This is a genomic window from Plantibacter sp. MMLR14_011 (assembly GCF_001865025.1).
GTDB lineage: Bacteria > Actinomycetota > Actinomycetes > Actinomycetales > Microbacteriaceae > Plantibacter > Plantibacter flavus_A.
Genome location: NZ_MJGW01000028.1, coordinates 205455 through 228566, shown reverse-complemented (window position 1 = coordinate 228566; position 23112 = coordinate 205455). Strand labels below are relative to the sequence as shown.

The 23112-nt window shown below is 70.3% G+C and carries 23 protein-coding genes; 7 read left to right on the top strand and 16 right to left on the bottom strand.

Going from position 1 to position 23112, the window contains the following annotated elements; genetic code table 11:
• The first annotated feature begins 14 nt into the window (after window positions 1-14).
• Both BIU99_RS12350 and BIU99_RS12345 read left to right on the top strand, forming a co-directional pair.
• Window positions 15-767, top strand: a complete 753-nt coding sequence (locus BIU99_RS12350; RefSeq protein ID WP_071261450.1) for an SDR family NAD(P)-dependent oxidoreductase — start codon at window positions 15-17, stop codon at window positions 765-767.
• Between the two features lie 10 nt (window positions 768-777).
• Window positions 778-2709 carry a hypothetical protein gene (locus tag BIU99_RS12345; protein ID WP_071261449.1) on the top strand — a complete coding sequence of 644 codons (1932 nt, stop codon included), beginning with the start codon at window positions 778-780 and terminating at the stop codon, window positions 2707-2709.
• Window positions 2710-2716: 7 nt separating this feature from the next.
• Here the strand turns inward: BIU99_RS12345 and BIU99_RS12340 are convergent, their stop codons facing one another.
• The gene (locus BIU99_RS12340; protein WP_071261448.1) at window positions 2717-3232 is read right to left on the bottom strand and encodes a GNAT family N-acetyltransferase; all 516 of its coding nucleotides are present in this window, start codon (window positions 3230-3232) and stop codon (window positions 2717-2719) included.
• A gap of 176 nt (window positions 3233-3408) precedes the next feature.
• Between BIU99_RS12340 and BIU99_RS12335 the strand changes: the two genes are divergently transcribed.
• Window positions 3409-3687 (top strand): hypothetical protein, encoded by a 279-nt coding sequence (locus tag BIU99_RS12335; protein WP_064295400.1) that lies wholly within the window; start codon window positions 3409-3411, stop codon window positions 3685-3687.
• Window positions 3688-3697: 10 nt separating this feature from the next.
• Window positions 3698-5026 (top strand): MFS transporter, encoded by a 1329-nt coding sequence (locus BIU99_RS12330; RefSeq protein ID WP_071261447.1) that lies wholly within the window; start codon window positions 3698-3700, stop codon window positions 5024-5026.
• Between the two features lie 11 nt (window positions 5027-5037).
• Here BIU99_RS12330 and BIU99_RS12325 read toward each other — a convergent pair whose 3' ends face one another.
• Window positions 5038-6048: a diacylglycerol kinase family protein gene (locus tag BIU99_RS12325; protein ID WP_064295398.1), complete on the bottom strand. Its 1011-nt coding sequence runs from the start codon at window positions 6046-6048 to the stop codon at window positions 5038-5040.
• Between the two features lie 170 nt (window positions 6049-6218).
• On the opposite strand from BIU99_RS12325, the gene pdxY reads away from it, so the two are divergent.
• A complete protein-coding gene (gene pdxY / locus BIU99_RS12320) occupies window positions 6219-7067 on the top strand; it encodes a pyridoxal kinase PdxY (protein ID WP_071261445.1) in 849 nt (282 codons plus the stop codon).
• Window positions 7068-7140: 73 nt separating this feature from the next.
• Here the strand turns inward: pdxY and BIU99_RS12315 are convergent, their stop codons facing one another.
• The 8 genes from BIU99_RS12315 to BIU99_RS12280 all read right to left on the bottom strand — a co-directional run bounded on the left by BIU99_RS12315 (window position 7141) and on the right by BIU99_RS12280 (window position 16146).
• Entirely contained in the window at window positions 7141-8649 is a 1509-nt protein-coding gene (locus BIU99_RS12315) for a CdaR family transcriptional regulator (RefSeq protein ID WP_064295396.1), read from the bottom strand.
• A complete protein-coding gene (locus BIU99_RS12310) occupies window positions 8646-9686 on the bottom strand; it encodes a DUF917 domain-containing protein (RefSeq protein ID WP_064295395.1) in 1041 nt (346 codons plus the stop codon). Before BIU99_RS12310 ends, BIU99_RS12315 begins: the two co-directional genes overlap by 4 nt.
• Window positions 9687-9695: 9 nt before the next feature.
• Window positions 9696-10844, bottom strand: coding sequence for a DUF917 domain-containing protein (locus BIU99_RS12305; protein WP_064295394.1), 1149 nt, complete (start codon window positions 10842-10844; stop codon window positions 9696-9698).
• A complete protein-coding gene (locus BIU99_RS12300) occupies window positions 10841-11944 on the bottom strand; it encodes a DUF917 domain-containing protein (RefSeq protein WP_064295393.1) in 1104 nt (367 codons plus the stop codon). The genes BIU99_RS12305 and BIU99_RS12300 overlap by 4 nt, the downstream gene beginning before the upstream one ends.
• A complete protein-coding gene (locus BIU99_RS12295) occupies window positions 11941-13494 on the bottom strand; it encodes a hydantoinase/oxoprolinase N-terminal domain-containing protein (protein ID WP_064295392.1) in 1554 nt (517 codons plus the stop codon). The genes BIU99_RS12300 and BIU99_RS12295 overlap by 4 nt, the downstream gene beginning before the upstream one ends.
• Window positions 13495-13575: 81 nt before the next feature.
• Entirely contained in the window at window positions 13576-14928 is a 1353-nt protein-coding gene (locus BIU99_RS12290) for a cytosine permease (RefSeq protein ID WP_071261444.1), read from the bottom strand.
• A 139-nt stretch (window positions 14929-15067) separates the two neighbouring features.
• On the bottom strand, window positions 15068-15796 hold the full coding sequence (locus BIU99_RS12285; protein ID WP_071261443.1) for an alpha/beta hydrolase: 729 nt from the start codon (window positions 15794-15796) through the stop codon (window positions 15068-15070).
• A gap of 62 nt (window positions 15797-15858) precedes the next feature.
• Window positions 15859-16146, bottom strand: coding sequence for a hypothetical protein (locus BIU99_RS12280; RefSeq protein WP_071261441.1), 288 nt, complete (start codon window positions 16144-16146; stop codon window positions 15859-15861).
• A gap of 53 nt (window positions 16147-16199) precedes the next feature.
• Here BIU99_RS12280 and BIU99_RS12275 point away from each other — a divergent pair, with 53 nt between their 5' ends.
• Both BIU99_RS12275 and BIU99_RS12270 read left to right on the top strand, forming a co-directional pair.
• A complete protein-coding gene (locus BIU99_RS12275) occupies window positions 16200-16757 on the top strand; it encodes a GNAT family N-acetyltransferase (protein WP_071261439.1) in 558 nt (185 codons plus the stop codon).
• Between the two features lie 169 nt (window positions 16758-16926).
• On the top strand, window positions 16927-17130 hold the full coding sequence (locus BIU99_RS12270) for a hypothetical protein (protein ID WP_124768057.1): 204 nt from the start codon (window positions 16927-16929) through the stop codon (window positions 17128-17130).
• Between the two features lie 43 nt (window positions 17131-17173).
• On the opposite strand, the gene BIU99_RS12265 is transcribed toward BIU99_RS12270, so the two are convergent.
• The 6 genes from BIU99_RS12265 to BIU99_RS12240 all read right to left on the bottom strand — a co-directional run bounded on the left by BIU99_RS12265 (window position 17174) and on the right by BIU99_RS12240 (window position 23110).
• Complete coding sequence (locus tag BIU99_RS12265) at window positions 17174-18154, bottom strand: cyclase family protein (protein WP_071261438.1); 981 nt, start codon at window positions 18152-18154, stop codon at window positions 17174-17176.
• A complete protein-coding gene (locus tag BIU99_RS12260; RefSeq protein WP_071261436.1) occupies window positions 18135-18926 on the bottom strand; it encodes an IclR family transcriptional regulator in 792 nt (263 codons plus the stop codon). The genes BIU99_RS12265 and BIU99_RS12260 overlap by 20 nt, the downstream gene beginning before the upstream one ends.
• Window positions 18927-18991: 65 nt before the next feature.
• Window positions 18992-20110, bottom strand: coding sequence for an extracellular solute-binding protein (locus BIU99_RS12255; RefSeq protein WP_083397327.1), 1119 nt, complete (start codon window positions 20108-20110; stop codon window positions 18992-18994).
• Between the two features lie 89 nt (window positions 20111-20199).
• Window positions 20200-21336, bottom strand: coding sequence for an ABC transporter ATP-binding protein (locus tag BIU99_RS12250; RefSeq protein WP_217634996.1), 1137 nt, complete (start codon window positions 21334-21336; stop codon window positions 20200-20202).
• 8 nt (window positions 21337-21344) lie between these two features.
• Window positions 21345-22235, bottom strand: coding sequence for an ABC transporter permease (locus BIU99_RS12245; RefSeq protein WP_083397326.1), 891 nt, complete (start codon window positions 22233-22235; stop codon window positions 21345-21347).
• Window positions 22232-23110, bottom strand: a complete 879-nt coding sequence (locus BIU99_RS12240; RefSeq protein WP_071261433.1) for an ABC transporter permease — start codon at window positions 23108-23110, stop codon at window positions 22232-22234. The genes BIU99_RS12245 and BIU99_RS12240 overlap by 4 nt, the downstream gene beginning before the upstream one ends.
• Between the last annotated feature and the right edge of the window lie 2 nt (window positions 23111-23112).

Below are 23112 nucleotides of genomic sequence, written 5' to 3'. Positions count from 1 at the left end.
AGAGACAGGCGACGATGACTGGACGACTTGCAGGAAAGACCGCGCTCGTGACGGGTGCCGGATCGGGGATCGGACGTTCGGTCGCCGAGCGGTTCGCTCGTGAGGATGCCGCCGTCGTCTTCTCCGACCGCGACATCCAGGCCGCCCGCGATGCGGCGGCACCCTTCCCGACCGCCATCGCCGTGCGACTCGACATCGCCGACGAAGTGAGCGTCGAGGCCGCCTTCGCGGTCATGGACGCCGCCGGCAAGACCCCGGACGTCGTCGTCGCGAACGCCGGCGTACAGCTCTTCGGCCAGGACGCGAAGATCGCCGACCTCGACCTCGAGGTCTGGCAGCGCACGGTCGACATCAACCTCACCGGCACCTTCCTCACGACCAAGCACGCCGTCCGCGCCATGCTCGGCCGCGGCGGCTCGATCATCCTCACGGGCAGCCCGACCGGTCTCAACGGCGAGGGTGCCGACTTCACGGCGTACAGCTCCACGAAGGCCGGGATCCACGGCCTCGGCCGGACCGTCGCAGCGGCCTACGCCGATCAGGGCATCCGCGTGAACACCGTCGTCCCCGGCTACACGGAGACCCCGCTCGTCACCGCGATCTCCGGCGACCCGGAGTCGCGTGCCGCCATCGTCGGGCGCATCCCGCTCGGTCGTCCCGGCCAGGCCTCGGACGTCGAGGGCATCATGGTGTACCTCGCCAGCGACGAGTCGAGCTTCGCCACCGGAGCGACCTTCCGGGTCGACGGCGGCATGACGAGCCTCTGAGCCGACGATCATGACCTCGCGTTCGGGAACCACCTTCCGCGTCGCATCCGACCTCCTGCTCGACCGCGAGCGCGACGCCCTCACCGTCGGCCGAGGGCCCTGGTCGGCATCGCTCCGCGGCTCGGAGCTCGACGACATCACCTTCGACGGCGAGCCCGTGCTGCGCAGCATCCGCTTCGTCGTCCGCGACCAGGACTGGAAGACACTGCCCGTCATCGTCGACGCGGTCGACCGCACGACGAGTGGCCTGGCCCTGCGCGGCCGGGTCGGCGACGATGGCGAGACCGTCGCCTGGTCCCTGTCGGTCGACCTCGGAGCGTCGACACTCCGGGTCGCCGTCCGGGCCGAGGTGACCGCCGCGTTCCGGCGCGCGCGCATCGGTCTCATCGTGCTGCAGTCACCGGCGCTCGCCGGTACCGAGCTCGTCGTCGGCCACCCGGAGGGGTCCACGACGACCGTGCGCCTCCCGGAGCACGTCGCTCCGCATCAGCCGGCGATCCGCATCGGGTCCCTCGCCTGGACCGGCGACCGCGTCGCGACCACGGTCCGCTTCAGCGGTGACGTCTTCGAGATGGAGGACCAGCGCAACTGGACCGACGCCTCGTTCAAGACCTATTCGACGCCTCTCTCGCTGCCGTTCCCCGTCGCACTGGCGGTCGGTGACGTCGTGGAGCAGTCCGTCGAGGTCAGCTGTGCACGGGTCGGCGCTGCCGAGCCAGCCGACGCCCCACTGGCGACGCCGCTCGCCGTGACCGTCGTGACCGAGACAGTGCTCGCGGGGCAACGAGAGGACTCTGTCCCTGAGGTGGTCGAAGGGTGGATCGGCGCGCCACTCGACAGTGTCGTCCCCACGATCTCGACCTCGGTGTCGAGCGACCCCGATGGCGGACGCGCTGGTGCGGTGGTCCCGGACACGATCACCGGGATCCTCGTGGAGATCGACCCGACGAACCAGGACTGGCCGGCCATCCTCGATCGCGCCGTGCGCCAGGCCGGCGGCGGGCCCCTCGACCTCCGACTCGTGCTCGGGACGGGCGAGGAGGCCGAGCCGGTGCTGCGGCGGCTCCGCGACGCGGCCGTGCCCGTCCTGCGCGTCGGGGCGTTCCATCGCCGGACCCACCTCTCGGAGGTCACGCTGTTGACCGCGCTCGGCGAGGTCCTGCGAACCCTGTGGGCCGAGGTCCCGACGCCGCAGCCCGAGCTCGTCGGCGGCACGCGCGCGCACTTCACGGAGCTCAACCGCAACCACGCGCGCCTCGAGCGCTGGACGGGCCCCGTGGCGTTCAGCATCACGCCGTTCATGCACGACCGCGGCGGGCACCAGCTCGTCGAGTCGCTCGGGATGCAGGCCGTCGTCGTGGCGGACGCGGTCAGGATCGCCGACGGCCGCCCGCTGCACGTCGGGCCGGTCACGCTCGGCGCCCGCTACAACGCGGTCGCCACCACGCGGGCGAGTGCGGGCGACGCCAGCGACCCGGAACCCCGTGCGGGCTTCGGCGCGGAGCACGTGCCCGGCGCCACGGACGAGCGGCAGTCGGCGGAGGCGCTCGGCGCCTGGGTCGTCGGCAGTGTCGCGGCCCTGGCCGTCTCCGGTGTCGAGTCGCTGTCGTACTTCGAGGCGACCGGACCGCGTGGGCTCGTCGCGGCCGACGGGACGCTCACGGCCGCGGGCCGGGCGCTCGGGTGGATCACCGAGCTCAGCGGCCGACGGCGCGTCGCGGTCGAGATCGGCGGGGTGTCGCTCGGTGCCGGGTCGCCCGTCTCGCCGGCAGGTGTGACCGCGATCGCCGCCGTCGATGCCGCAGGCGACACCGTCGTCATCCTCGGCAACCTCGGCGAGACACTGATCCGGGTCGTCCTGACCCGTGCATCCGAGCCGCACACCGTGGACCTTGCCGCGGGTGCGGTCGCCCGGGTCGTGATCGCCCGTTCGGGTTCGTAGATCCCGCTCAGGCGAGCGTGCGGCGCAGGATGGCGAGGTCGAGCCAGCGGCCGAACTTCGTCCCGACCTCCGGCAGCAGGCCGACCTGCTCGAACCCGAGCTTCGTGTGCAGGGCGATCGATGCGGTGTTCTCGGCCTCGATGAGGGCGAGCATGACGTGGTGGCCGTCGGCCGTGGCACGTTCCAGCAACTCGACCATGAGCGCCTTGCCGAGGCCGCGCCCCTGTGCGTCCGGGTGCACGTACACGGAGTTCTCGACGGTGTGGCGGTACCCGTCCTTCGCGGCGTACGGACCGTAACTGCCGTAGGCGAGGACGTCACCCTCGGGGAGGGCGTCGTCTGGGCCGTCGGCGACGGCGACGAGCGCGACCCGGCCCGGCTCCTGGTGGCGGGCGAGCCATGCCTCGCGCTCGGCGAGGTCGGGTGTGACCTCGGTCCAGATCGCGACACCGTTCGCGACGGCGTCGGTGTGGATGGCGAGGACGCCAGGCAGGTCGGCGGGTTCGGCGAGACGGATGCGCATACATCGATCGTAGAGCGCCCTTCGACAAGCTCAGGGACCGGTGGTGTTGGGCTCAGGGACCGGTGATGTCGGGTTCAGGGGGTCGGCCGTGGGGAGCCGGGGTGCCCTTCGACGAGCTCAGGCACCGGCGGTGTCGGGCTCGCGGGCCTGGCGCCCGCGACGGGTAGATTCGAGGCATGTCCTCCTCCACACCGCTCCCGATGGAGCAGCTCACCGCCGTCCTGAACGCCGAAGTCGCCCGCTACGCCGCGCGCGGTTGGACGGTGTCGTCGGTGCAGGGCCAGCAGGCCGTGCTGCAGCGACAGAAGCGCATCGGTTGGTTCTGGAACCTGATCCTGACGCTCCTCACCGGCGGGCTCTGGCTCATCGTCGTGATCATCCGCGTCGTGAACCGCAAGGTCGAGTCGCTCATCGTGACGGTCGACGCCTACGGTCGCATCTCCACGCGACGCTGACGGTCGGAGCATGGGCGAGCGCGGAGAGAGCGATTCCCGGGATTCCGACGCCAGAGCTGCCATCGCCGCCGAGCGAGCCCGCGTCCAGCGGCGGACACTCACGGTCGTCGTCATCAGCCAGGTCCTCGGCGGCGCCGGTCTCGCCGCCGGGGTGACGGTCGGGGCGCTCCTCGTGCAGGACGTCCTCGGCAGCATGAGCCTCGCGGGCGTCGCAGCCGCGCTCCTCACCCTCGGCTCCGCGCTCACCGCCTTCCTCGTCGGGCGCGTCACCCAGCGGCTCGGCCGGCGCATCGGGCTCGGACTCGGATTCGCGGCGGGCGGCGTCGGTGCGATCGGAGTGGTCGTGGCCGCCACCACCGCACTGGTGCCGCTGCTCTTCCTGTCGCTCTTCGTCTACGGCGCTGGCACGGCCACCAACCTCCAGGCGCGCTACGCCGGCACCGACCTCGCGACCCCGGCCCGACGTGGTTCGGCGGTCAGCGTCGCGATGGTGTCGACGACACTCGGCGCCGTCGCCGGGCCCAACCTCGTCGAGCCGTTGGGGGCGTTCGCGACCGGCCTCGGACTGCCGTCGCTCGCCGGGCCGTTCCTGCTCGCTGCGGTCGCCTACCTCGCGGCGGGGACGGCGTTGCTCAAACTGCTCAGACCGGACCCGTTCCTCCTCGCCCGCCGTCTCGATGCCGAGCTCGCGCAGCTGGAGGTGGAGCAGACCGCCGCGGAGCAGGCGGGGTCGAAGCTGGCATCTCCGACGACCGCCGCACGCCCGCGTCCCGGCGTCGGTGCCTACGTCGGCGCCGCGGTCATGGTGGTCACGCAGGTCGCCATGGTCGCGGTGATGACCATGACCCCGGTACACATGCGGGCCCACCACCACGGCCTCGGCGAGGTCGGACTCGTGATCGGGATCCACATCGCCGCGATGTACCTCCCCTCGCTCGTGACCGGTGTCCTCGTCGACCGGATCGGCCGCACCCCGATGGCGATCGCCGCCGGCGTGACCCTCTTGCTCGCCGGTGTCACGGGAGCACTCGCGCCGGCGGACTCGCTCGGCCTCCTCATCCTGGCGCTCGCCCTCCTCGGACTCGGCTGGAACTTCGGGCTCATCGCGGGCACCGCGCTCGTCGTCGACCACACCGTGCCCGCCAACCGGGCACGCACCCAGGGCACGCTCGACGTCCTCATCGCGCTCGCCGGTGCCGGAGCCGGCGTCATGTCCGGCGTCGTGATGGCGGGTGTCGGCTACGGCGCGCTGTCGATCGCGGGTGGCGTGCTCGCCCTGCTGCTCATCCCCGTGCTGCTCTGGGCCCGGCGGGTCACCCCACGCACAGCGGTGAGCTGAGGGCGCGCGAGCTACTCCGCCGCGGCCGGAACGCGGACGGTGAGGGCACCCGGCTCGATCCAGGTGTTGATCGCGATGGCCTTACCGAAGCCGTCGCCGTCGAGTTCGATCTCCTCCGGCTTCGACATGCGGGCGACGAACCGCTTCGCCGTGCCGTACTGGAGGTCGTCGTCGTCCTTCTTCTTGCCGGCCAACGCCCGGCCGGTCTTCGTCCGTCGCAGGACACCGTTCACCCACGCGACTTTCGCCCAGATGCGGATCCAGCCGAGGATCCCACCGGGGCGCATGAACATGAGGTCGAACAGTCCGTCGTCGACGACCGCGTCCGGCAGCAGCAGGATGTTGGCGGGCAGCGAGCCGCAGTTGCCGATGATGACGGTGTGCACGGTGGCGCGCACCTGCGGCTCGTCGTCGATCCGGAACCGGAGGTGCAGCTCGTCCGGATCGCGCAGCGACTTCACGATCGCGTCGACGTAGGCGGCCCAGCCGGCCTTCGCCTTGAGGTCGTCGTCGGTGTTCTTGATCATCTTCGCGTCGATGCCCATGCCGGCCATGACGACGAACACGTGGCGGTCGCGTGAGTGGTCGGCGCGCTCGATGTCGATGACACCGAGGTCGATCGCCTTGTCCTCGCCGGTGAACGCCGCGATGACGGAGCCGGGCAGGTCGTTGAGGGTGAGGTCGAGGTTGCGCGCGAGCAGGTTGCCGGTGCCGGACGGCAGCAACGCGAGGGGGATGTCGCTCCCGCGCAGGGCCTCCGAGACCGCGCGGACCGTGCCGTCGCCGCCGGCCGCGATGACGAGGTCGACCTTCGCGGCGATCGCCTCGGCGGTGACGCCCTGGCCCACATCCTCCACCGACGTCTCGAACCAGAGCGACTCGCCCCAGCCCGCATCGGCGGCGGACCGTTCGACCGATTCGCGGAGCACGTCGAGGTCGACCTTCACGGGGTTGTAGATGACGGCGGCGATCTTGGTCGCCGTCGTGTCGCTCGGCGCGGTCGTGCTCTCAGGTGTCGTCATCCGATCAGCATAGGAGCGGAGGCAGGCGCGAGGGGGATCCGGTCCGTGGGTTGACGTGGCACGTGGGTTCTGCAGGCGGCGGAAGAGTATCGTTGAGTCCTTGCAGGCACCGTCCATGCCCGCCACGAACGCAGTGTCCGCGGCGGCCTCCCCATCGTGATTGCGACATCGTGAAGATCCTCTCCATCCAGTCAGCCGTGGCCTACGGGCACGTCGGCAACTCCGCGGCCGTGTTCCCCCTCCAGCGCATCGGCGTCGAGGTGATCCCGGTCAACACGGTGAACTTCTCGAACCACACCGGGTACGGCGCGTGGCGCGGCCCGCTCATCTCGCCCGAGCAGGTCGGCGAGGTCATCACCGGTGTCGAGGAGCGCGGTGCGTTCCCGCAGATCGACGTCGTGCTCTCGGGCTACCAGGGCGGCGTCGGCATCGGAGATGTCATCGTGGACGCGGTGCAGCGGGTCAAGGCGGGGAACCCCGACGCGCTGTACGCGTGCGACCCGGTCATGGGCAACGCGAAGTCCGGGTGCTTCGTCGCCCCGGAGATCCCCGACCTGCTGCGCGACCGCGTCGTGCCGAACGCCGACATCATCACGCCGAACCAGTTCGAGCTCGGCTTCCTCACGGGTACCGAGCCCGGCTCGCTGGAGTCGACGCTGGCGTCGGTCGAACTTGCCCGCGCGATGGGCCCGTCGGTCGTCCTGGTGACGAGCGTCGAGCGTCCCGACCGCGACCCGGAGACGATCGAGATGCTCGTCGTGGACGACGCCGGCCGGTGGATCGTGCAGACGCCGTTGCTGCCGTTCAAGGCGAACGGCTCGGGCGACGTGACGGCCGCCCTGTTCGCCGCGCACTACGGCGAGACCCGCGACGCGAAGCTCGCCCTCGAGCGCACGGCGTCGAGTGTGTTCGACCTCGTCGAGCTCACGTACCGCTCGGGCCAGCGCGAGCTGCAGCTCGTCGAGGCACAGGAGTTCTACGCGAATCCACGGATGCAGTTCACCGCGACGGCGGTCTGAGCCGCTGAGTCGCCCGGATCTGTTCGGAGCCGGGCGATCTCTGTGCAGTTCTGGGCGACTCAGCGACCCACGCTCACCGCACGGCGCGGCAGGCGAGGTGGAGCGCGAGGCGCACCTCCGGGTCCGCCATGTCGACGCCGAGGAGCTCCTGCGCGCGGGTGATCCGCGTCGCGACGGTGTTGCGGTGCAGCCCGAGTGCGGCGGCGGTCGGCGCGACCGCGGACTCGTGGTCGAGGTAGGCGGACAGCGTCGTCAGCAGCTCGCCGTTGCCGGTCTGCAACGGGGCGAGGAGCGACCGTGCAGCCGGGACGAAGGTGTCGTTGCCGGTCCACGCGAGCAGCAGCTGTTCCAGGCCGAGGCCGTCCACCCGCACGAACCAGCCCGTCGTCGACCGGTTCGCGGCGATGCGCACCGCGTCGGACGCCTCCCCGAGTGATGAGGTGAGACCCGCCGATCCGCTCGCCAGCGACCCGACGGCCGTCGCGACGTTGAACGATCGCCGCGCCTCAACGTGCAGGTCGCGGAGGGCGGCGATGTACCGCTCGACCTGCGGCGGCTCCGGCGGTTCGGCGAAGGTCAGCCAACCGCTCACCCCGCGCCCGCTCGTCGTCGCGTGGGAGTCCACGGCGATCCGACCGAGCGCGCCGGTGACGAAGCGGAGGAGTTGCAGGGCGTCCACCCGGCTCCGGCCGACGATGCGGAACGCGAGGTGGTAGCCGGTCGTCCGCCAGCCCCGCTCGAGCATGCGACGTTCGACGTCGGGATCGGGGCGGCCTCGGAGGTCCACGAAGTCCCGCAGGACGCCGGACGACACGGACGCGTCACTGACCTCGGCCACCTCGTCGATGAGGATCCGCGCCGCGACGGCGGGCATGGCGACCTCGGCGGCGACCGCGAGCGCGCTCAGTTGTCGGTCGTCGAGTCCGTCCCCGAAGAACGCGACCCGGAGGCCCTCCCGACTCGGGCTGTCCACCCGGACCGATGCCGCAGCGCCGCGCCCGGCCTTCGTCAGGTCGACCCAGGGGCCGAAGTCGATCGCCGCGTGCACCTCGGACGGCAACCGCCCGCCGGCCTCGAGCAAGACCCCCTCGCTGTCGATGAGGGCGATCCCGTGGCCGATACTCGTCGAAAGGTGGCGGAGGAGGTCGGCCAGGCCCTCGGCGTGGTACTCGATGGACTGCGCGACCTTGCGGACGTACCCGAGGGTCAGGGAGTCGCGGGCCTCGACGAGCTGCCAACACGCCTTCGCGAGCAGCATCGGTCGGTCGACGTGCAGGAGCGAGAAGCCGAGTCGGTCGGCGAGCGCGCGCGTCCCCGCGCCGAAGCCGTCGGCCTCCGGGATCGCCAGGGCGAGGAAGCCACGATCCCGGGTGCGACGGACGAGCGCATCCTGCTGCCACGGCCTCGTGGGTGGGACGCCGGTCACCACGGCGAGTCGACCGGCGCCGTCCTCGGGGAGGGCCGCCTCGTTCGTCTCGACCACCACGCCGGCCCAATTGGCGTCGGCCGGGCCGGCGACGAGCCGCACGCCACCATTGTCGGGGTGGGCGAGGAGTGCGCCCAGCTGCAGGCGATCGCTCATGCCGGGACCTCGTCGAGCTCGTTCAGGCCGTAGGCGGACGGGAGTACATGGCGGAGTCGCTCCGGGGAGCCGGACCACCATTCCGGACCGTCGACCCGGATGACGGCGACGTGCCTCGCCATCGAGATCGCCGTGACCTCGAGGATGTCCCGGGAGACCGCGTCGACCACGACGATGAGGTCCGGCGCGGCGGCTTCGAGTCGTCCGTCCGTCATGAACGCGAGCGTCTCGGAACGGGCGACGAGACGGTGCAGCGCGCCACTGCTCCCGTCGATCCCGAAGGTGAGGACGTGCGGGTCCCGGGAGTCCGGCTCGATGCTGCTGACCCGACCCTCCGCGAGGAGCCGTCCACCCAGCGACTCGGCCAGGGCGGTCAGCGGGCCGTCGATCCGCGCGAGGAACGCTCCGCCCAGCTCGAGCGCCCGGGCGGCGTTCCCGACGATGGCGTGCGCTTGGAGGTCGCCCACCGTGAAGCCCGCGAACACCATGCCGCCGCTCCCACCGGCCTGTACGATCGCCGCGCGGACGACGCGTTCGATGTCGAGGGCCCGCTCGGTCTCGACGAGGGCGACCCCGCCGGCACCGGTGTCGCAGGTGACGACGATGCCCGGGACCTCGTCCACGAGGATCGACATCTGGTCGAGCGAGGGGACGGCGCGTCCGGTCAGATCAGCGTCGACGATGGTCCGCCCTGCGGCGAACGCGAAGGGGGTGAGCCCGTTGACCCCGCCACCCTCCAACGAACAGATGGCCGGGATGCGGTGTCCGAGCCAGCGTTCCGCAGCTCCGATCAGCCGCCCGAACGGATCCGTGCCGGGGAGGCGCTCGCTGAGCAGCATCGTGGAACCGACGAAGCCGACGGCGAGACACGGGGTCTCCGGATCGAGGTCGTCGACGCTGTGGAGGTCGAACGGCCAGGCGCGCTCGTCGCGGAGCGCCAGCTCGAGCATCGTCGTCGCGCCGCCACCTCCCGAGCCCAGGATCGCGAACCCCGTCGCCAGGGCGGGGAGGCGATCGCGCTCGAGGAGGGTCGGCATGCCCTCAGCCTAGGCTCGGACCGCCTGACCAGCGGCGAACGCATCCGCGGCTTCCGCAGCCGCCGCCTCGCCCTCGACCGGGACGAACGGCTCCGTCAGCCCGAACGCGCTCGGCCCGAAGGCGCGCAGCGCGTCCGGCGTGCGCATGAGTGCCGGCGTCGAGATCCCGAGGACCCGCACGCGTTGGCCGTAGCGGAGGCCCTCTGTGGTGATCGGCTCGGCGGTCTCGTGGTCGACGATGCAGATGAGGTCCGGCACGATCGCGACGACCTCGCCGTTCCACCGGGCGATGAGGTTCTCGTTCTGGAACGAGATCTCGAGGCGTTCGGAGCTCGACGGGTCGGCCGACCAGATGACGGCCGTGCCCTTGGCGAAGCCCTCGGTGGTGCGGCGCTCGACGTCGGCCACTTTCCCGACGAACAGCTCCCGGACGTGGGAGTAGAGCGTCGTGGACAGGGTGTCGGCGATGGCGGCGAACGGCGAACGGTGTTCCTCGCGGGCGATCCGGATCGCCCGGCCGAGGGCCAGCGCCATCGAGATCGTCCGCGGTACCGCGGTGCGACGCACGTCCGCCCCGCTCATCGCGTACTCGGCGATGTGGGCGACGCCGCCGAGGCGGATCGCGATACCGCGCGCCAACCACTCCATCTGCCGGTCGTCGTCGCCGGTGTCGATGATCACGCGCTCGCCGCGTTCCCCGGCGATGGCGAGCGGCGAACCGTGCACGCCGTAGACCGCGAAGGTCTCCATGGAGAGCTCCGGGAAGGCCCGGCCCATGCCGTCGGCGTCGACGACCGGCAGCCCGGTCTCGGCGGCCACGATGAGCGGGATCATCGAGTTGATGCCACCGCACTCGATCGGCATGGTCGCGTCGGCGGTGCGCCCGAGGTGTTCCTCGAGCGTCCGTAGGGCGAGGGTCGGTTCGAAGCCGGCCGGGATCTTCTCGACCATGACCGTCGGAGCGCCCATCTGCGCGGTGGGGATGACGAAGAGGTCGTCGGCGAGCTCGTCGGGGTCGAGGATCGTGATGGAGCGGTCGCCGAGCACCTGTTTCACGAGCATCATGCCGATGTACGGGTCGCCGCCGCCACCGGTCCCGAGGAGCGTGGCGCCTCGGGCGAGGTCGGGCAGGTCGTCCGCGGTCAGCGTCCAGCTCATGCGGCGACCTCCGGCGAGTCAGGCGCAGGCGTCTCGGCCGTGCCGTCGAAGCGGTGCGACGGCACCTCGTACCCGAAGTACCCCGGCCCGACCATCGCGAGCGCCTCGGGGCTGTGCCAGCGGTCGTCGCTCGGTGCCGAGATCACGCGGACGCGCTGCCCGTACCGGAGCCCCTCGGTGGTGATGGGCTCGCCGGAATCGTGCTCGAGCACCATGATGAGGTCGGGCGTCGTCACGAGGGTGACGCCGTCGAGTGCCGCCATGAGGTGCTCGTTCTGGAACGACAGTTCCAGGCTCGCGTCGACGCCGTCGATGCGGGCTCGACCGCGGGCGAACCCGGTGGTGGTCGCGCGCTCGACGTCGACGACCTTGCCGGAGAACAGCTCGCGACCGCCGAGCAGCCGCACGGTCCGCTCCACAGGGTCGGCCTTCTCGGCTCGGGCCGCTTCGATGCCGTCGCCGATCTCGCGGCACAGCGACAGCGAATCGGCGACGAGCGCCTCGCGCGCCTGCGCACCGGACATCGGGAAGCCGGAGATCATGACCGAGCAGCCCATCTCGACACAGGCGACGCGGGCGATGCGTTCCGTCCAGCTGTTGTCGACGGTCGTGAGGACGCCCGTGTTCCCCTTCTCGTCGCTGAACGCGAGCGGGGAGGCGTCGATCCCGTACAGGGTCGGGAGCACCATCTGCAGCTCGGGGAAGGCCCGCCCCATCCCGTCGGCGTCGATGAGGGGGAGTCCGAGCGCTGCGGCCGCGGCGATCGGGATGGTCGAGTTCACGCCGCCGACCTCGGCGCACGCGATGTGCGTGACCGGGCGACCGAGGGACGCGCTGAGGGCGTGGACCGGTGCGACGACCTCGGTGAGGCTCGGCAGCTTCTCGACCATGACGGTCGGGGCGCCCATCATCGCGACGGTGAGGACGAGCGCGTCCCCGGGGACCTCGTCGAGGGTGACGACGGTGACGTCGCCGTGCTCGCGGAGCGCCTGCGCGGCGAGGAGCGCGCCGATGTACGGGTCGCCGCCGCCGCCGGTCCCGAGGACGGCCGCGCCACGGGCGAGGCCGGGGATGAGCTCGGCCGAGATGGTCCAGCTCATCGGAGGCCTCCCATGTCGAGGTCGCCGACGGCCTTCACCCGGATGCGCGTGGCGTTCCCCGGGAGATAGGGGATCGGGACCTCGTCGAAGTCGACGATCGCGACCGACGCGGGGGAGGCGCCGGCCGCGATCGCCTTGTCGATCGCCTCGGCACGGACCTCGGCGATCGCCTCCTCACGCCGGCCGGGTTCGATGGCGTAGACCTTGTCGATCTCGCCCCCGACCTGCGCGATGGAAGCACCGATGGCATTCGCCACGGCGTAGTTGTCGGGCCGGTGGACGGCGCCGAAGATGGGGAGTTCGTCGGAGAGCAGGATCGACCCACCGCCGACCGCCACCACGGGGATCGGCTCTGGGGACGTGCGCATGCGGTCGACGGCCTCGGCGATGCGTTCGCCGATCCGCTCGAGGACGCGCTCCACGAAGGCCGGGTCGAGGTGCGCGACCTTCGACGCGTCACCGATCGACGCGCGACCGGCGGCCACGGCGATGTCCGTCGCCGTGAGGGTGCTGCCGCCGAAGACGAGGGCCTCGGTCATGAGCTTGTACCCGACGGACGCCGGCCCGACCTCGGCGGTCTCCTCATCGACGATGCTGCCGCCGCCGATCCCGATGGACAGGACGTCGGGCATGCGGAAGTTGGTGCGGATGCCGGCGACCTTGACCTCGTTCGCCGTCTCGCGAGGGAAGCCGTTGATCAGCAGCCCGATGTCCGCCGTGGTGCCGCCGATGTCGACGACCGCGCAGGTCGCGAGTCCGCTCGTCAGTGCCGCCCCGCGCATCGAGTTGGTGGGGCCTGAGGCGAAGGTCGCGACCGGGTAGAGGCGCACGTAGTCCTCGTCCATGAGCGTGCCGTCGTTCTGGCTGAGGAAGATGGGCGCCTCGATGCCCTGCTTCCGGACGGCGGCGGTGAGCCCATCGACGATCTCCGAGGCGAGCTCGCGCAGGGCTGCGTTGATGATCGTCGCGTTCTCGCGTTCCAGGAGGCCGATGCGCCCGATCTCGTGCGAGAGCGAGATGGCGACGTCCGGGCCGAGGACCTCGCCGACGATCCGCGCCGCCTCGACCTCGAGGTCGTGGTTGACGGGGCTGAAGACGGAGGAGATCGCGACGGAGCGGATGCCGTTCGCACGCATGTCCTCGGCGTGTGCCCGCAGCTCGTCGGGGTCGATCGGCGAGATGGGGCGTCCGTCGAACTCGTAGCCGCCGTGCGCGAGGTAGCTGCGTGCACTGATCGCCTCGACGAGCTCGGCCGGCCAGTCCACGAGGGGCGGCAACGCGCGGGTCGCCGGGAGCCCGAGCCGCAGTGCCGCGGTGGGTGCGAGCCGCTTGGCCTGCACGAGGGCGTTGATGAAGTGCGTCGTGCCGATCATCACCGCGGTGATCTGATCACCGTCGAAGTGGTGGCCGCTCCGCAGTTCGCCGATCGCCTGGACGATCCCGTCGGTCACGTCCGGGGTGGTCGCGTGCTTGACGGCCGCCAGGGTGGTGGTGCCGTCCATGAGCACGGCGTCGGTGTTGGTGCCGCCGACATCGATACCGATGTGCATATGAGGGGTTCGCTTTCTGTTGGTGCGGTGGAGCGGTGTGCGGTGGAACGGTCTGACGGGGTGGAACGGACGTCCCGCAGGTTAGCTCGAGGCGGTGGCGGGGCTGTCCGTCGTCACGTCCGCCTCGATCTGGGAGGTGTGGGCGACGCCGACACCTCGGACCAGGCCGAGCTTGCCGGCGGCGATGTACAGCACCATCGAGAGGATGAGCGACAGGACGGCGGGGATGCCCCAGGTGACGAAGTAGCCGGTGATCGCGGACACGGCCCAGATGATGATGGTCGCCGGGACGATGCGCGGGGCGGTCGTGGGGAGGCGGCCCGAGGCGCGCGTCTCGTCGAGCTCGCCGCGCCAGCGCTTCACGATGAAGTACTCGGCGACCATGATGCCGGCGATGGGCGGGAAGGCGACGCCGAGGATGATGAGGAAGCCGGAGAACTGCCCGAGGATGCCGACCGCCGCGAGGATGGAGCCGACCACACCGAGCACGATGGTGGTGGTCACGCGGTTGAGGTTCTTGCCGAACGCGGTCGAGATGAAGTTGACCAGGCCGAGCGTCGACGAGTACAGGTTCCAGTCGTTGATCTTGAGCGTCCCGGTGATGACGATGATGAGGCCGATGAGGCCGACCGAGGACGTCACGATCGCGACGACGTTGCCAGAGGCGGCGGCGTGGGCGAGCAGGACGCCCGAGAGGCCGATGACGAATTCACCGAGCGAGACGCCGACGACGGTCTGCTTGATGACGTCGGCGCGGGACCGGTTGAAGCGGGTCATGTCGGCGGTGATGATGGCGCCGACGATGAGGCCGCCCGCGACGATGCCGGTGCCGGCCCAGACGCTCATGGTGGGGCCGGGTGCCGGGCCGGTGACGAGTTCCATGAAGTCGTGCTGGGTGGGTTCGCTGATGATCGACCAGCCGACGAGGATGAGGAACAGCGGGACGGTGATGTTCGCGAGCCACTGCATGCCCTTGAACCCGTAGGCGACGATGGCGGTGACGGCGAGGCCGAAGATGAGGCTCCAGGCCCAGACCGGCATGAAGCCGGGCAGGAGGGCGTCGAGCGATTCGGCGGAGATCGCGCTCTGAATGCCGAACCACCCGATGAGGCTGATGCCGATCGCGAGTCCGACGAGGGAGGCGCCGACCTCTCCGAAGCCGGTCCAGCGGGCGAGGAGCGCGGTGTTGAGGCCCTCCTTCTGGCCGATGATGCCGACGATGCACATGATCACCTCGAGGATGATCGAGCCGAGGAGCAGCGCGAGGAACGCCTCACCGAAGGTCATGCTGTAGCCGAGGGTGGCGCCGAGGAGGAACTGGGACAGGGCCGACACCTGTCCGAAGCGCTGGACGGCGATGCCGAACCAGGGCTTCTGTGCGTCGGGACGGACGCGGGACAGGGCGAAGTCGTCTGCGTGTGCCATGCGAGCCATGCTGGTCTCCAGAAGTGGGGGAGGGAGCGGTGCGGGTGGCGGCAACGTTACTGACGGCCCGCCCGCAGCAGAATGTGCATGATGCAGGAATTCGATCCTCGAACCGGCACTCTGCACAAGTGCTCCTGTCCGCTGACGCTCAGAGCGAGGCCTGGATCACCTCGAAGGTCCGTGCCCCGTCGAGCGCCGCCATGTCGTGGCGGATCCCCGGGAACCGCGTGACGGTCCAGCCCAGCTGTTCGTAGCGAGGGACGTGGCTGCTCGGAAGGACGAGCTTCGCGTCGTCCGACAGCACCAGCGTCGAGGGGACGGCCGGCGCCGCCGGGGTCACCGGATTCGCTGCGACGTCCTGCAGCACCTCCGCGACCATCGAGCGGTCCCACGCGGCATGGGCGGCCTCGGCGAGCGCGACGTTCGCGGGACCCGTCGCGGGATCCGTGCGGTCGTACAGCCAGGCCAAGAGCCGCGGCAGCCCGGGGATGCTCCAGAACAGTCGTGCGCCGAGGCCTCGGCCCGGCAGTTTCAGGCCGAACCCGGGATCGAGGTAGATCGCGCGCGCCGGACGGAGGGGGCCGACGATGTCGATGACGAGCCGCCCGCCGAGGGAATGGCCGACGATCGCGTCGAGGCCGGTCGGCAACGTCTCGACGAGGTCGGCCGCGAGCGAGGCGATGTCGTACCGCTCACCCCGGGTGCGATCGGCGCGTGGGCTGGAGCCGTGACCGCGCAGGTCGACGAGCAGGAACGTGTACCGCTCCGGGTCGGACGCTGCGACGACGTCGGTCCAGGCGGCCCCGTCGGCCAGGAACCCGTGGATGAGGGCGATCCGGACCGGTCCGTGACCGTGTTCCTCGACGTGCAGTCGCATGGCCCTCCTCCGTCGGCGCTGGGGACGACTCTACGCGGCGACGCCGCGCTGCGTCGCTGCACTCAGGAGCGCACGAGCAACCAGGCGAACGCGGCGAACGACACGAGTCCGAGTGCTCCGCCGACGATCGACCCGATGAGGCTGAAGGTGGGCCAGGGCGCTCCGGGTTGGCGACTCATCCTGATGCCCTGGGCGGCGAACAGCAGCGGCACGAAGCAGGCGAGCACCGAGAACGTCCATGAACCGCCGTCTCTCGCCGTCGCGGCGACGAGGTAGATGGAGAACGCGGCGATGGCGATACTGAGGATCGCGCACGCGCGCGCCGAGATCGGTTCGTTCTTCGCAGCCATGGGCTCAGGGTATCGAGTGGGGCAGCCGTCGACCAGACCGCAGAATGGAAGGCATGACCGACGCGACGCCGCCGACCCTGACGGAACGACTGACGCTCGCCCGCCCCACCGAGCGCGACCTGCCGGAGCTCCACGAGCTCCATGCCGACCCCGCGGTCTGGACGCACCTGCCGTCCGCCCGACACACGGCGCTCGCCGAGACCCGCGACCTGATCGAGCGGTACCAGGCCGGCTGGGAGGCGAACGGTCTCGACGTGTGGGTCGCGCGCGACACCGCGACGGGTGCCCTGGTCGGCATCGGTGGCCCGAGCCTGCGGGGAGGGCTCGCCTGGAACCTCTACTACCGTCTGGCGCCCGCGGCCTGGGGGCGCGGATACGCACAGGAGCTCATCGCGGCCGCGCGAGCCGCGGCATCGGCGTCGGCACCGGATCTGCCCGTGGTGGCGTTCCTCCTGGAGCACAACGAGGGATCACGACGGGCTGCCGAGCGCGCGGGGTTGGAGGTCGTCTGGCGTGGCCCCGACGCGGGCAACCCGGATCCCGATGCCGTGCGCCTCGTGTTCGCCGACCGGACGCTCAGCGACGAGGCGCTCCGCGTGTTCGTGGGCTGAACGACCGCTGCGCTCGATCTCAGAGGGTGTCGAAGGACGCCGCTTCCGGGCGCGACCGGGTATTTTCGGGCAAGTGGCCGTGAAACGCAATGAGCGTGCGCAGTCTGTTCACCGACTGCATTCCTCGATACGGTTGGAAGATATGTCAGCCACCGTCGAGATGGAACACATGAGTCAGGTAGAACGCGAACGCCCGCTCCTGCGCAAGGGGAGTGAGGCGAGTTTCGTCCGGTGGGCCTTCGACGGTCGCTCCTGGTGCGCCGACCTCGTGAGCGGACAGTACCGAGGCGCGACGAAGACCGGTTGGCTCTTGCAGACCGAGAACGAGCAGCGGGAACTCTCCAACCAGGAGTGGGCTCCCTGCATGGCGTGAGGACCCGCGCCTGAGTGCTTGTGCACGGGCGTCACGCGTCCGTTCACTTCATCGCGATCGCGTTCGGCGGTGAACCCACCCCGCCCGGGATGTAGAGCGGCTCACAGGTGACGAAGCACTCGTAGACGCCGTCGGCCGCGCAGTCGGCCGCGAGTTCGTCCAGCCGCCAGAGCTCGCCGAGCGCCATGCCCAGCAGGGCGATGAGTGGTCGGTGGAGCATGCCGCTGTGGTCGACTCCACGCTCGGGCGGCAGATCGTCCGGCGACCGGAAGTCGCTCTCCACGACCGGATCCGCCTCGACGGCGAGGTTGTCCGCGGCCACCAGGGCGATCTCGTGATCCCACAGCCAGCGCAGCACGGATGTCCGCTGCGCCAGCCCCGGCGACCGTCGCCACGGGGTGGCAAGGCGCTCCGCCGGCGTCTTCGCGAGGTACTGCTCGGCCCACGCGGTCCGGAGGAGGAGCAGCTCCCCGCCGCGCCAGACCACGCCCTGATGCTCGGCGATGGCATCGAGGAGCGGCGCGTCGATCGCGATCGTCGACGACGGGTCGTAGGCCCGGCCGGTGGCCTCGAAGTATCGCGGGATGTCCAGCAGCACCCCGCGACCGGCGATGCCGGCGTCGGCCCAGTTGTGCACGCCGAGACGGGTCGACGTCGCATCGTTCGCCTCCGGACTCAGGTCGTTGTAGAAGCCGTGCTGCGGGTGGCCGATGTGCCGGAGTGCATCGATCTGCGACGACGACTGGAGGTAGAAGGAGTCCAGGTAGTCGTCTCGGTGCCACTCGTTGTTCGAGAACACGTGGTGCTCGAGCGGGCGTCGGGTACCCGTCGGGTAGGGCTCGAACGCGGTGACCGGATGGTCGAGCCCGAACCGTCGACCGGTCCGGACGAGGCCGGCGGCCGCCGCGACGCGTTGCGGCGTCAGGAAGTTGACGGTTCCCAGCTCGTCGTCCGGCCCGAAGACGGACCAGCTGGATCCGGGCGGGGTCGCTCTGGTGAGCTCGTCATAGTTCGGAGTGGTCATCGGTGGATCCGTCCGGTCTGCCGCGGAGGTCGTCGCTCAACGCGGTCGTCGTGCGCAGGAGCGCGGTGATGATGGGGGAGCCGGCACTGAGGTCGGCGTCGGGGTCGGCACCGAGCAGTCCGACGGTCGCGGCGATGCCGTAGTCGTCGAACACCGGTGCTGCGGCGGTGAAGACGCCGCCGGACTGGGAGGCGATGCAGTAGCCGGAGCGACGCGCGGTGTAGACCGCCGCCTCCAGCTCGGCTCGCTGCGCCGAGGTCGACCCCTCGGTCATCCAGCCGAACGCGCGCTCGTCCGTCAGGTGCGCCAGGAACACCCTGGTCTGGGCGGCGGTCGCATCGAGCAGGGTGCCCGCCCGGACCGTCACGACGGCGGAGCGGGTGCGGTCCTCCTCGACGAGCGTGACGACCGGCCCGCGTGCTCCCCAGAGGCTGAGCACCGCCGTCATCCGGACGGCGGCACTCAGCTCGGCGAGGTGTGGTGGTGCGACCTCGGTGACCCGGCGGCGGCTCAGGGCGTGGATACCGAGCTGGAGCATGAGCCCGCCGAGGACGAAGGTGCTGCGCCGCGGGCCGCGGTCGAGGATTCCGGCGGACACCATCGATGCGCAGTAGCGGTACGCGGTGGTGCGGTTGAGTCCCAACCGCTCGGCCACCTCCGCCGCCGTCAGCTCGGTGGTGTGAGGGCCGAACAGGGAGCAGATCTGTCCGACCCGGTCCACCGCCTGGATGTCCGATCCGGATGCTTCGCCCGTTCCCTCGATGTTCGCCATGACTGAATCGTAGTTCAGCTGGAGAACATCCCCGGGTGGGTGGAGCCTCGGCGCGGGTCACGGGATCACCCCGCGAGCCAGGTGGTCAGCTTCGTCGTCGTGTCGTTGAAGTTGTCCGTGTACCAGTCGATGTCCTGGAGCACGGTCTCGCCGGTGTTGGTCGGACCGTACACCTCGACCTGCTCGGTGAACTCGTCCAGCTTCGGCTTCGCGGCCGTGTTGACGGGGGCGACCCCGAGCAGCTCCGAGATCTTCGCGACCTGCTCGGGCTCGACGACGCTCGAGATGAAGTCGACGGCGGCCTGCTTGTTCGGCGCACCCTTCGGGATGGCGAAGGCGTTCAGCGAGGCGACGGTCACGTCCCACACGATCGTCATGTCGAACCCGCTTTGGAGCAGCGGGACGAGCCTCGAGTCGGGCAGGAGGAACATGTCCACCTGGTTCGCCTCGACCGCCTGCTGCAGGGCACCCACGTTCGGTGCGAAGGTGGTGACGTCACGGATCTCGTCGAGCTTGTCGAGGGCGCGGTCCACGTCGAGCGGGTAGAGGTCGTCGGGCTTCACCCCGTCGGCGAGGAGCGGGTACTCGAGGATGCCGTTCTGCAGGTTCGTGACGATGCCCCGCTGGCCGGGGAACTGCTCGGCGTCGAAGAAGTCCGCGACCGTCTTCGGGCCCTTGCCCTTGGGGAAGGCGTCGGTGCGGTAGGCGATCGGGGTGGCGTTGATCCAGTTGCCGAGGTAGCACTCGCCGACGGTGCCTTCGACGAGGTCGGTCTGATCGACATCGCTGAGGTCGAGCTTCTCGAAGAGCGTGCCGCAGTTCTGCTGGGCCGCGTAGGGTGCCGTCGCCATGACGTCCCACTGGACGGAGCCGCTCTCGACCTGCGCCTTCACCTGGGCGACGTCGGGCGGGGAGGTGTTGACGAAGGTGACGTTCGGGTGCGCCTTCGTGTACGGCTCCTGCCAGGCCTCGATCTGCGCGTCCTGTCCGCCGCCGCCGTAACCGACGAAGGTGATCGTGGCGGCCGCGTCGTCGCCCGCTGACGATGAGCCGCTCGGGGCGGCGTCGCCGCCGCTCGCGCAGCCCGACAGCAGTGCAGTGATCGCGACGGCGCTCACGCCGATGACGAAGCGGGTGCGGGGCTTGGTGTTCCTGGTGGATCTGGAGGTGGAGCTGGGCGCCATTGTCGTCTCCTCTTGATGGGCGCTCCGACGGAGGTCGGGCGCAGGGTGGGTGTTCGGGTGTGCAGCTGGTGTTGGGCGTGGGTTGCGGCTCAGGCGGCGACGATGCGCTGCCGCTCCGGCTTCCACCAGGCGGTGACGGTGTCGCCGATCGCGTGGGCGGAGTCGAGCGCATCGATCCGGGCGCGGCCGAGCTGACCCGATCGTCCGAGATCGAGCATCGCCGTACGGTAGGAACCCATGTACTCGAGGTCACGGACGACCGCTTGCACGGTGTTGCTCCCCACGGGGACGGCGGCTGCGTCCTGGGTGATGCGCACGTCCTCCGGCCTCACGACGACCGCGCCGTGGACGCCGACGCCGGGGTGGTCGGCAACTGTCGTCGGATCGATGGACCAGGTGTTGCCCTCCCAGCCCGCCTCTGGGCCGAACGCCGATCCGCCGAGGTCGAAGACGTTCGAGTCGCCCAGGAAGGTCGCGGTGAAGAGGGTGTCCGGCTCACGGTAGAGCCGCTCCGGAGAGCCGACCTGCTCGATTCGACCGCTGTTGAACAGGGCGATGCGGTCGGAGAGGTTCATCGCCTCCTCCTGGTCGTGCGTGACGAAGACGAAGGTGGAACCCACCTCGCGGTGGATGCGCCGGATCTCCATCTGCAGCGCGCCCCGGAGGTTGCGGTCGAGGGCGCCGAGGGGTTCGTCGAGCAGGAGCGCCGCCGGGTTGAAGACGATCGCTCGCGCGAGGGCGACACGTTGCTGCTGTCCGCCGGAGAGCTGGGACGGGTAGTTGCCGTCCCGCCCTGGGAGCTGGACGAGCTCGAGCACCTCGGCGACACGGCGGGTGATCTCCGCCTTCGGCAGCTTGCGCTCGCGCAGCGGGTAGCCGACGTTCTGGGCGACCGTCATGTGCGGGAAGAGCGCGTAGTTCTGGAAGAGCATGCCGAGGTTGCGCTTGTGCGGCGGCAGGGAGCCGACGTCGGTCCCGTCCAGGTCGATGGTCCCGGCGGTCAGCGTCTCGAACCCCGCGATGAGGTTGAGCGTCGTGGTCTTCCCCGATCCGCTCGGGCCGAGCAGGGTCATGAACTCACCCGGCTGGATCGTGAGCGAGATGTCGTCCACCGCCGGGATGGCGAGACCGTAGTCCTTGGTGACGCCCGAGAGGCGGATCTGGGTGCCCTGCCGGGAGGCGGTCTCCTGGGCGGGTGCGGTGGTGTCTGATCGCGAGATGGTCACGACGGCTCCTAACGGTTCTTGGTGCGGCTGCCGATGAGCATGGGCACCAGGAAGATGACGGTGACCGCGACGACGACGAGGCTCGACGACGCGGAGATGGTGGGGTCCAGCTCGAAGGTGACGCTGTTGTACATCTGCACAGGCAGCGTTTGGAAGGTGGGTGAGCGGAGGAACAGCGCGATGACGACCTCGTCGAAGGAGGTGACGAAGGCGAAGATCGCCCCGGTGAGGACGCCGCGGCTGATGAGCGGCATCGTCACGGTGATGAACGAACGTAGGGGTGAGGCGCCGAGTGATGCGGAGGCCCGGAGCAACTTCGGGTCGAACCCGCCGAGCGCCGTGGTGACGGAGACGAGGACGAACGGCACGCCGAGCGCCGCGTGGGCCAGGACGTAGCCGAGCAGGCTGCCCGTCAGGTGCCATTGGAGGAACGACACGTACACCGCGACGGCCACGACGATGGCGGGCGTGACCATCGAGATCATCAGCAGCGTGCGGAGGAAGCCGGCGAGCCGACCGGTCAGTCGGTTCAGGCCGACCGCCGCGGCCGTGCCGACGAGCGTCGCGATGGCGGCCGCCAGGATCGCCACGAGGAAGGAGTTGCCGAGCGAGGAGAGCCATTTCGGGTCGGTGAAGAAGTTCTCGTACCAGCGGAGGGAGAACTCCGTGGGCGGGAACTGGAACGCCGACGCGGCACTGAAGCTCAACGGGATCACGATGAGCGTCGGCAGGATGAAGTACAACGCCACGAGGGTCCCGATGACGATGAGCCACCACGGCACCGGGTCGATGCCACGGTCCTTGCGCCGTGCCCGGCGCGCTTCCGGTGAAGCAGACGGTCCGCGTGCGGTGAGGACGCTGCGGGTGTCGAGGTCGTCGACGTCGCTCAGCGCGGTCATGACTGCTCCTTGCTTCGGGCGGTGCTGGTGACGCCGATGGCCGAGATGGTCCCGCCGAAGCGGTTGGCCCAGGCGACGAGGGTCAGGGTGACGACGAGGACGAGGACGCCGAGCGCCCCGGCCCCGGCGAAGTCGAGCAACTGCGTGGTCCGCTGGGCGAGCAATTGGGCGATGAGCGACTGCTGTGGGGAGCCGAGCAAGGCCGGCGTGACGTAGAAGCCGAGGCTCAACGTGAAGACGAGGATGAGGCCGGACACGACGCCGCCACGCGAGAGCGGCCAGTAGATCTTCCAAAACGCGACGAGCGGCGAGGATCCGAGGCCTCGGGCCGCGAGGAGCAGCTTGCGGTCGATGCCGCCGAGTGAGCTGTACAGCGGGAGGACCATGAACGGGAGGAGTACCTGGCTCATCGCGATCGTGACGCCGACGACGCTGCCCTGGAACGTGACGTCCCCCAGGCCGAAGAACTCGAAGGCGCTCTGCACCGGCCCACCACGCTGCAGCAGCACGATCCAGGCGTAGTTGCGCGCCATGACCGAGGTCCAGAACGGGATGAGCACGATCACGAGCAGGATCCCGCGCAGCCGCGGACCGACCCGCGTCATCAGGTACGCGTAGGGGTAGCCGAGCAGGAACGCGACGACCGTGACGATGACCGCGGTCGACGCGGTCCGGCCGAGAACCGTGAGCGTCACCCCGTCGGTGAAGAGGGAGGCGTAGTGGTCGAGGGTGAGGTCGGGGGCGCCCAGACTGCGCACGAGGCTCTGCCCGAGCGGCACCAGTAGCACCGCGGCGAGCAGGCCGAGCGCGGGCACCAGCATGAGCCAGGTCGGGCGCGGGAGTCGCCTGGTGGAGCGAGGGGAGGTGGTCGTCATGT

Excerpts from the sequence above, each read along its gene's own strand:
- BIU99_RS12350 (WP_071261450.1), top strand. The coding sequence starts at position 15 with ATGACTGGACGACTTGCAGGAAAGACCGCGCTCGTGACGGGTGCCGGA.
- BIU99_RS12345 (WP_071261449.1), top strand. The coding sequence starts at position 778 with ATGACCTCGCGTTCGGGAACCACCTTCCGCGTCGCATCCGACCTCCTG.
- BIU99_RS12340 (WP_071261448.1), bottom strand. The coding sequence starts at position 3,232 with ATGCGCATCCGTCTCGCCGAACCCGCCGACCTGCCTGGCGTCCTCGCC.
- BIU99_RS12335 (WP_064295400.1), top strand. The coding sequence starts at position 3,409 with ATGTCCTCCTCCACACCGCTCCCGATGGAGCAGCTCACCGCCGTCCTG.
- BIU99_RS12330 (WP_071261447.1), top strand. The coding sequence starts at position 3,698 with ATGGGCGAGCGCGGAGAGAGCGATTCCCGGGATTCCGACGCCAGAGCT.
- BIU99_RS12325 (WP_064295398.1), bottom strand. The coding sequence starts at position 6,048 with ATGACGACACCTGAGAGCACGACCGCGCCGAGCGACACGACGGCGACC.
- BIU99_RS12315 (WP_064295396.1), bottom strand. The coding sequence starts at position 8,649 with ATGAGCGATCGCCTGCAGCTGGGCGCACTCCTCGCCCACCCCGACAAT.
- BIU99_RS12310 (WP_064295395.1), bottom strand. The coding sequence starts at position 9,686 with ATGCCGACCCTCCTCGAGCGCGATCGCCTCCCCGCCCTGGCGACGGGG.
- BIU99_RS12305 (WP_064295394.1), bottom strand. The coding sequence starts at position 10,844 with ATGAGCTGGACGCTGACCGCGGACGACCTGCCCGACCTCGCCCGAGGC.
- BIU99_RS12300 (WP_064295393.1), bottom strand. The coding sequence starts at position 11,944 with ATGAGCTGGACCATCTCGGCCGAGCTCATCCCCGGCCTCGCCCGTGGC.
- BIU99_RS12295 (WP_064295392.1), bottom strand. The coding sequence starts at position 13,494 with ATGCACATCGGTATCGATGTCGGCGGCACCAACACCGACGCCGTGCTC.
- BIU99_RS12290 (WP_071261444.1), bottom strand. The coding sequence starts at position 14,928 with ATGGCTCGCATGGCACACGCAGACGACTTCGCCCTGTCCCGCGTCCGT.
- BIU99_RS12285 (WP_071261443.1), bottom strand. The coding sequence starts at position 15,796 with ATGCGACTGCACGTCGAGGAACACGGTCACGGACCGGTCCGGATCGCC.
- BIU99_RS12280 (WP_071261441.1), bottom strand. The coding sequence starts at position 16,146 with ATGGCTGCGAAGAACGAACCGATCTCGGCGCGCGCGTGCGCGATCCTC.
- BIU99_RS12275 (WP_071261439.1), top strand. The coding sequence starts at position 16,200 with ATGACCGACGCGACGCCGCCGACCCTGACGGAACGACTGACGCTCGCC.
- BIU99_RS12270 (WP_124768057.1), top strand. The coding sequence starts at position 16,927 with ATGAGTCAGGTAGAACGCGAACGCCCGCTCCTGCGCAAGGGGAGTGAG.
- BIU99_RS12265 (WP_071261438.1), bottom strand. The coding sequence starts at position 18,154 with ATGACCACTCCGAACTATGACGAGCTCACCAGAGCGACCCCGCCCGGA.
- BIU99_RS12260 (WP_071261436.1), bottom strand. The coding sequence starts at position 18,926 with ATGGCGAACATCGAGGGAACGGGCGAAGCATCCGGATCGGACATCCAG.
- BIU99_RS12255 (WP_083397327.1), bottom strand. The coding sequence starts at position 20,110 with ATGGCGCCCAGCTCCACCTCCAGATCCACCAGGAACACCAAGCCCCGC.
- BIU99_RS12245 (WP_083397326.1), bottom strand. The coding sequence starts at position 22,235 with ATGACCGCGCTGAGCGACGTCGACGACCTCGACACCCGCAGCGTCCTC.
- BIU99_RS12240 (WP_071261433.1), bottom strand. The coding sequence starts at position 23,110 with ATGACGACCACCTCCCCTCGCTCCACCAGGCGACTCCCGCGCCCGACC.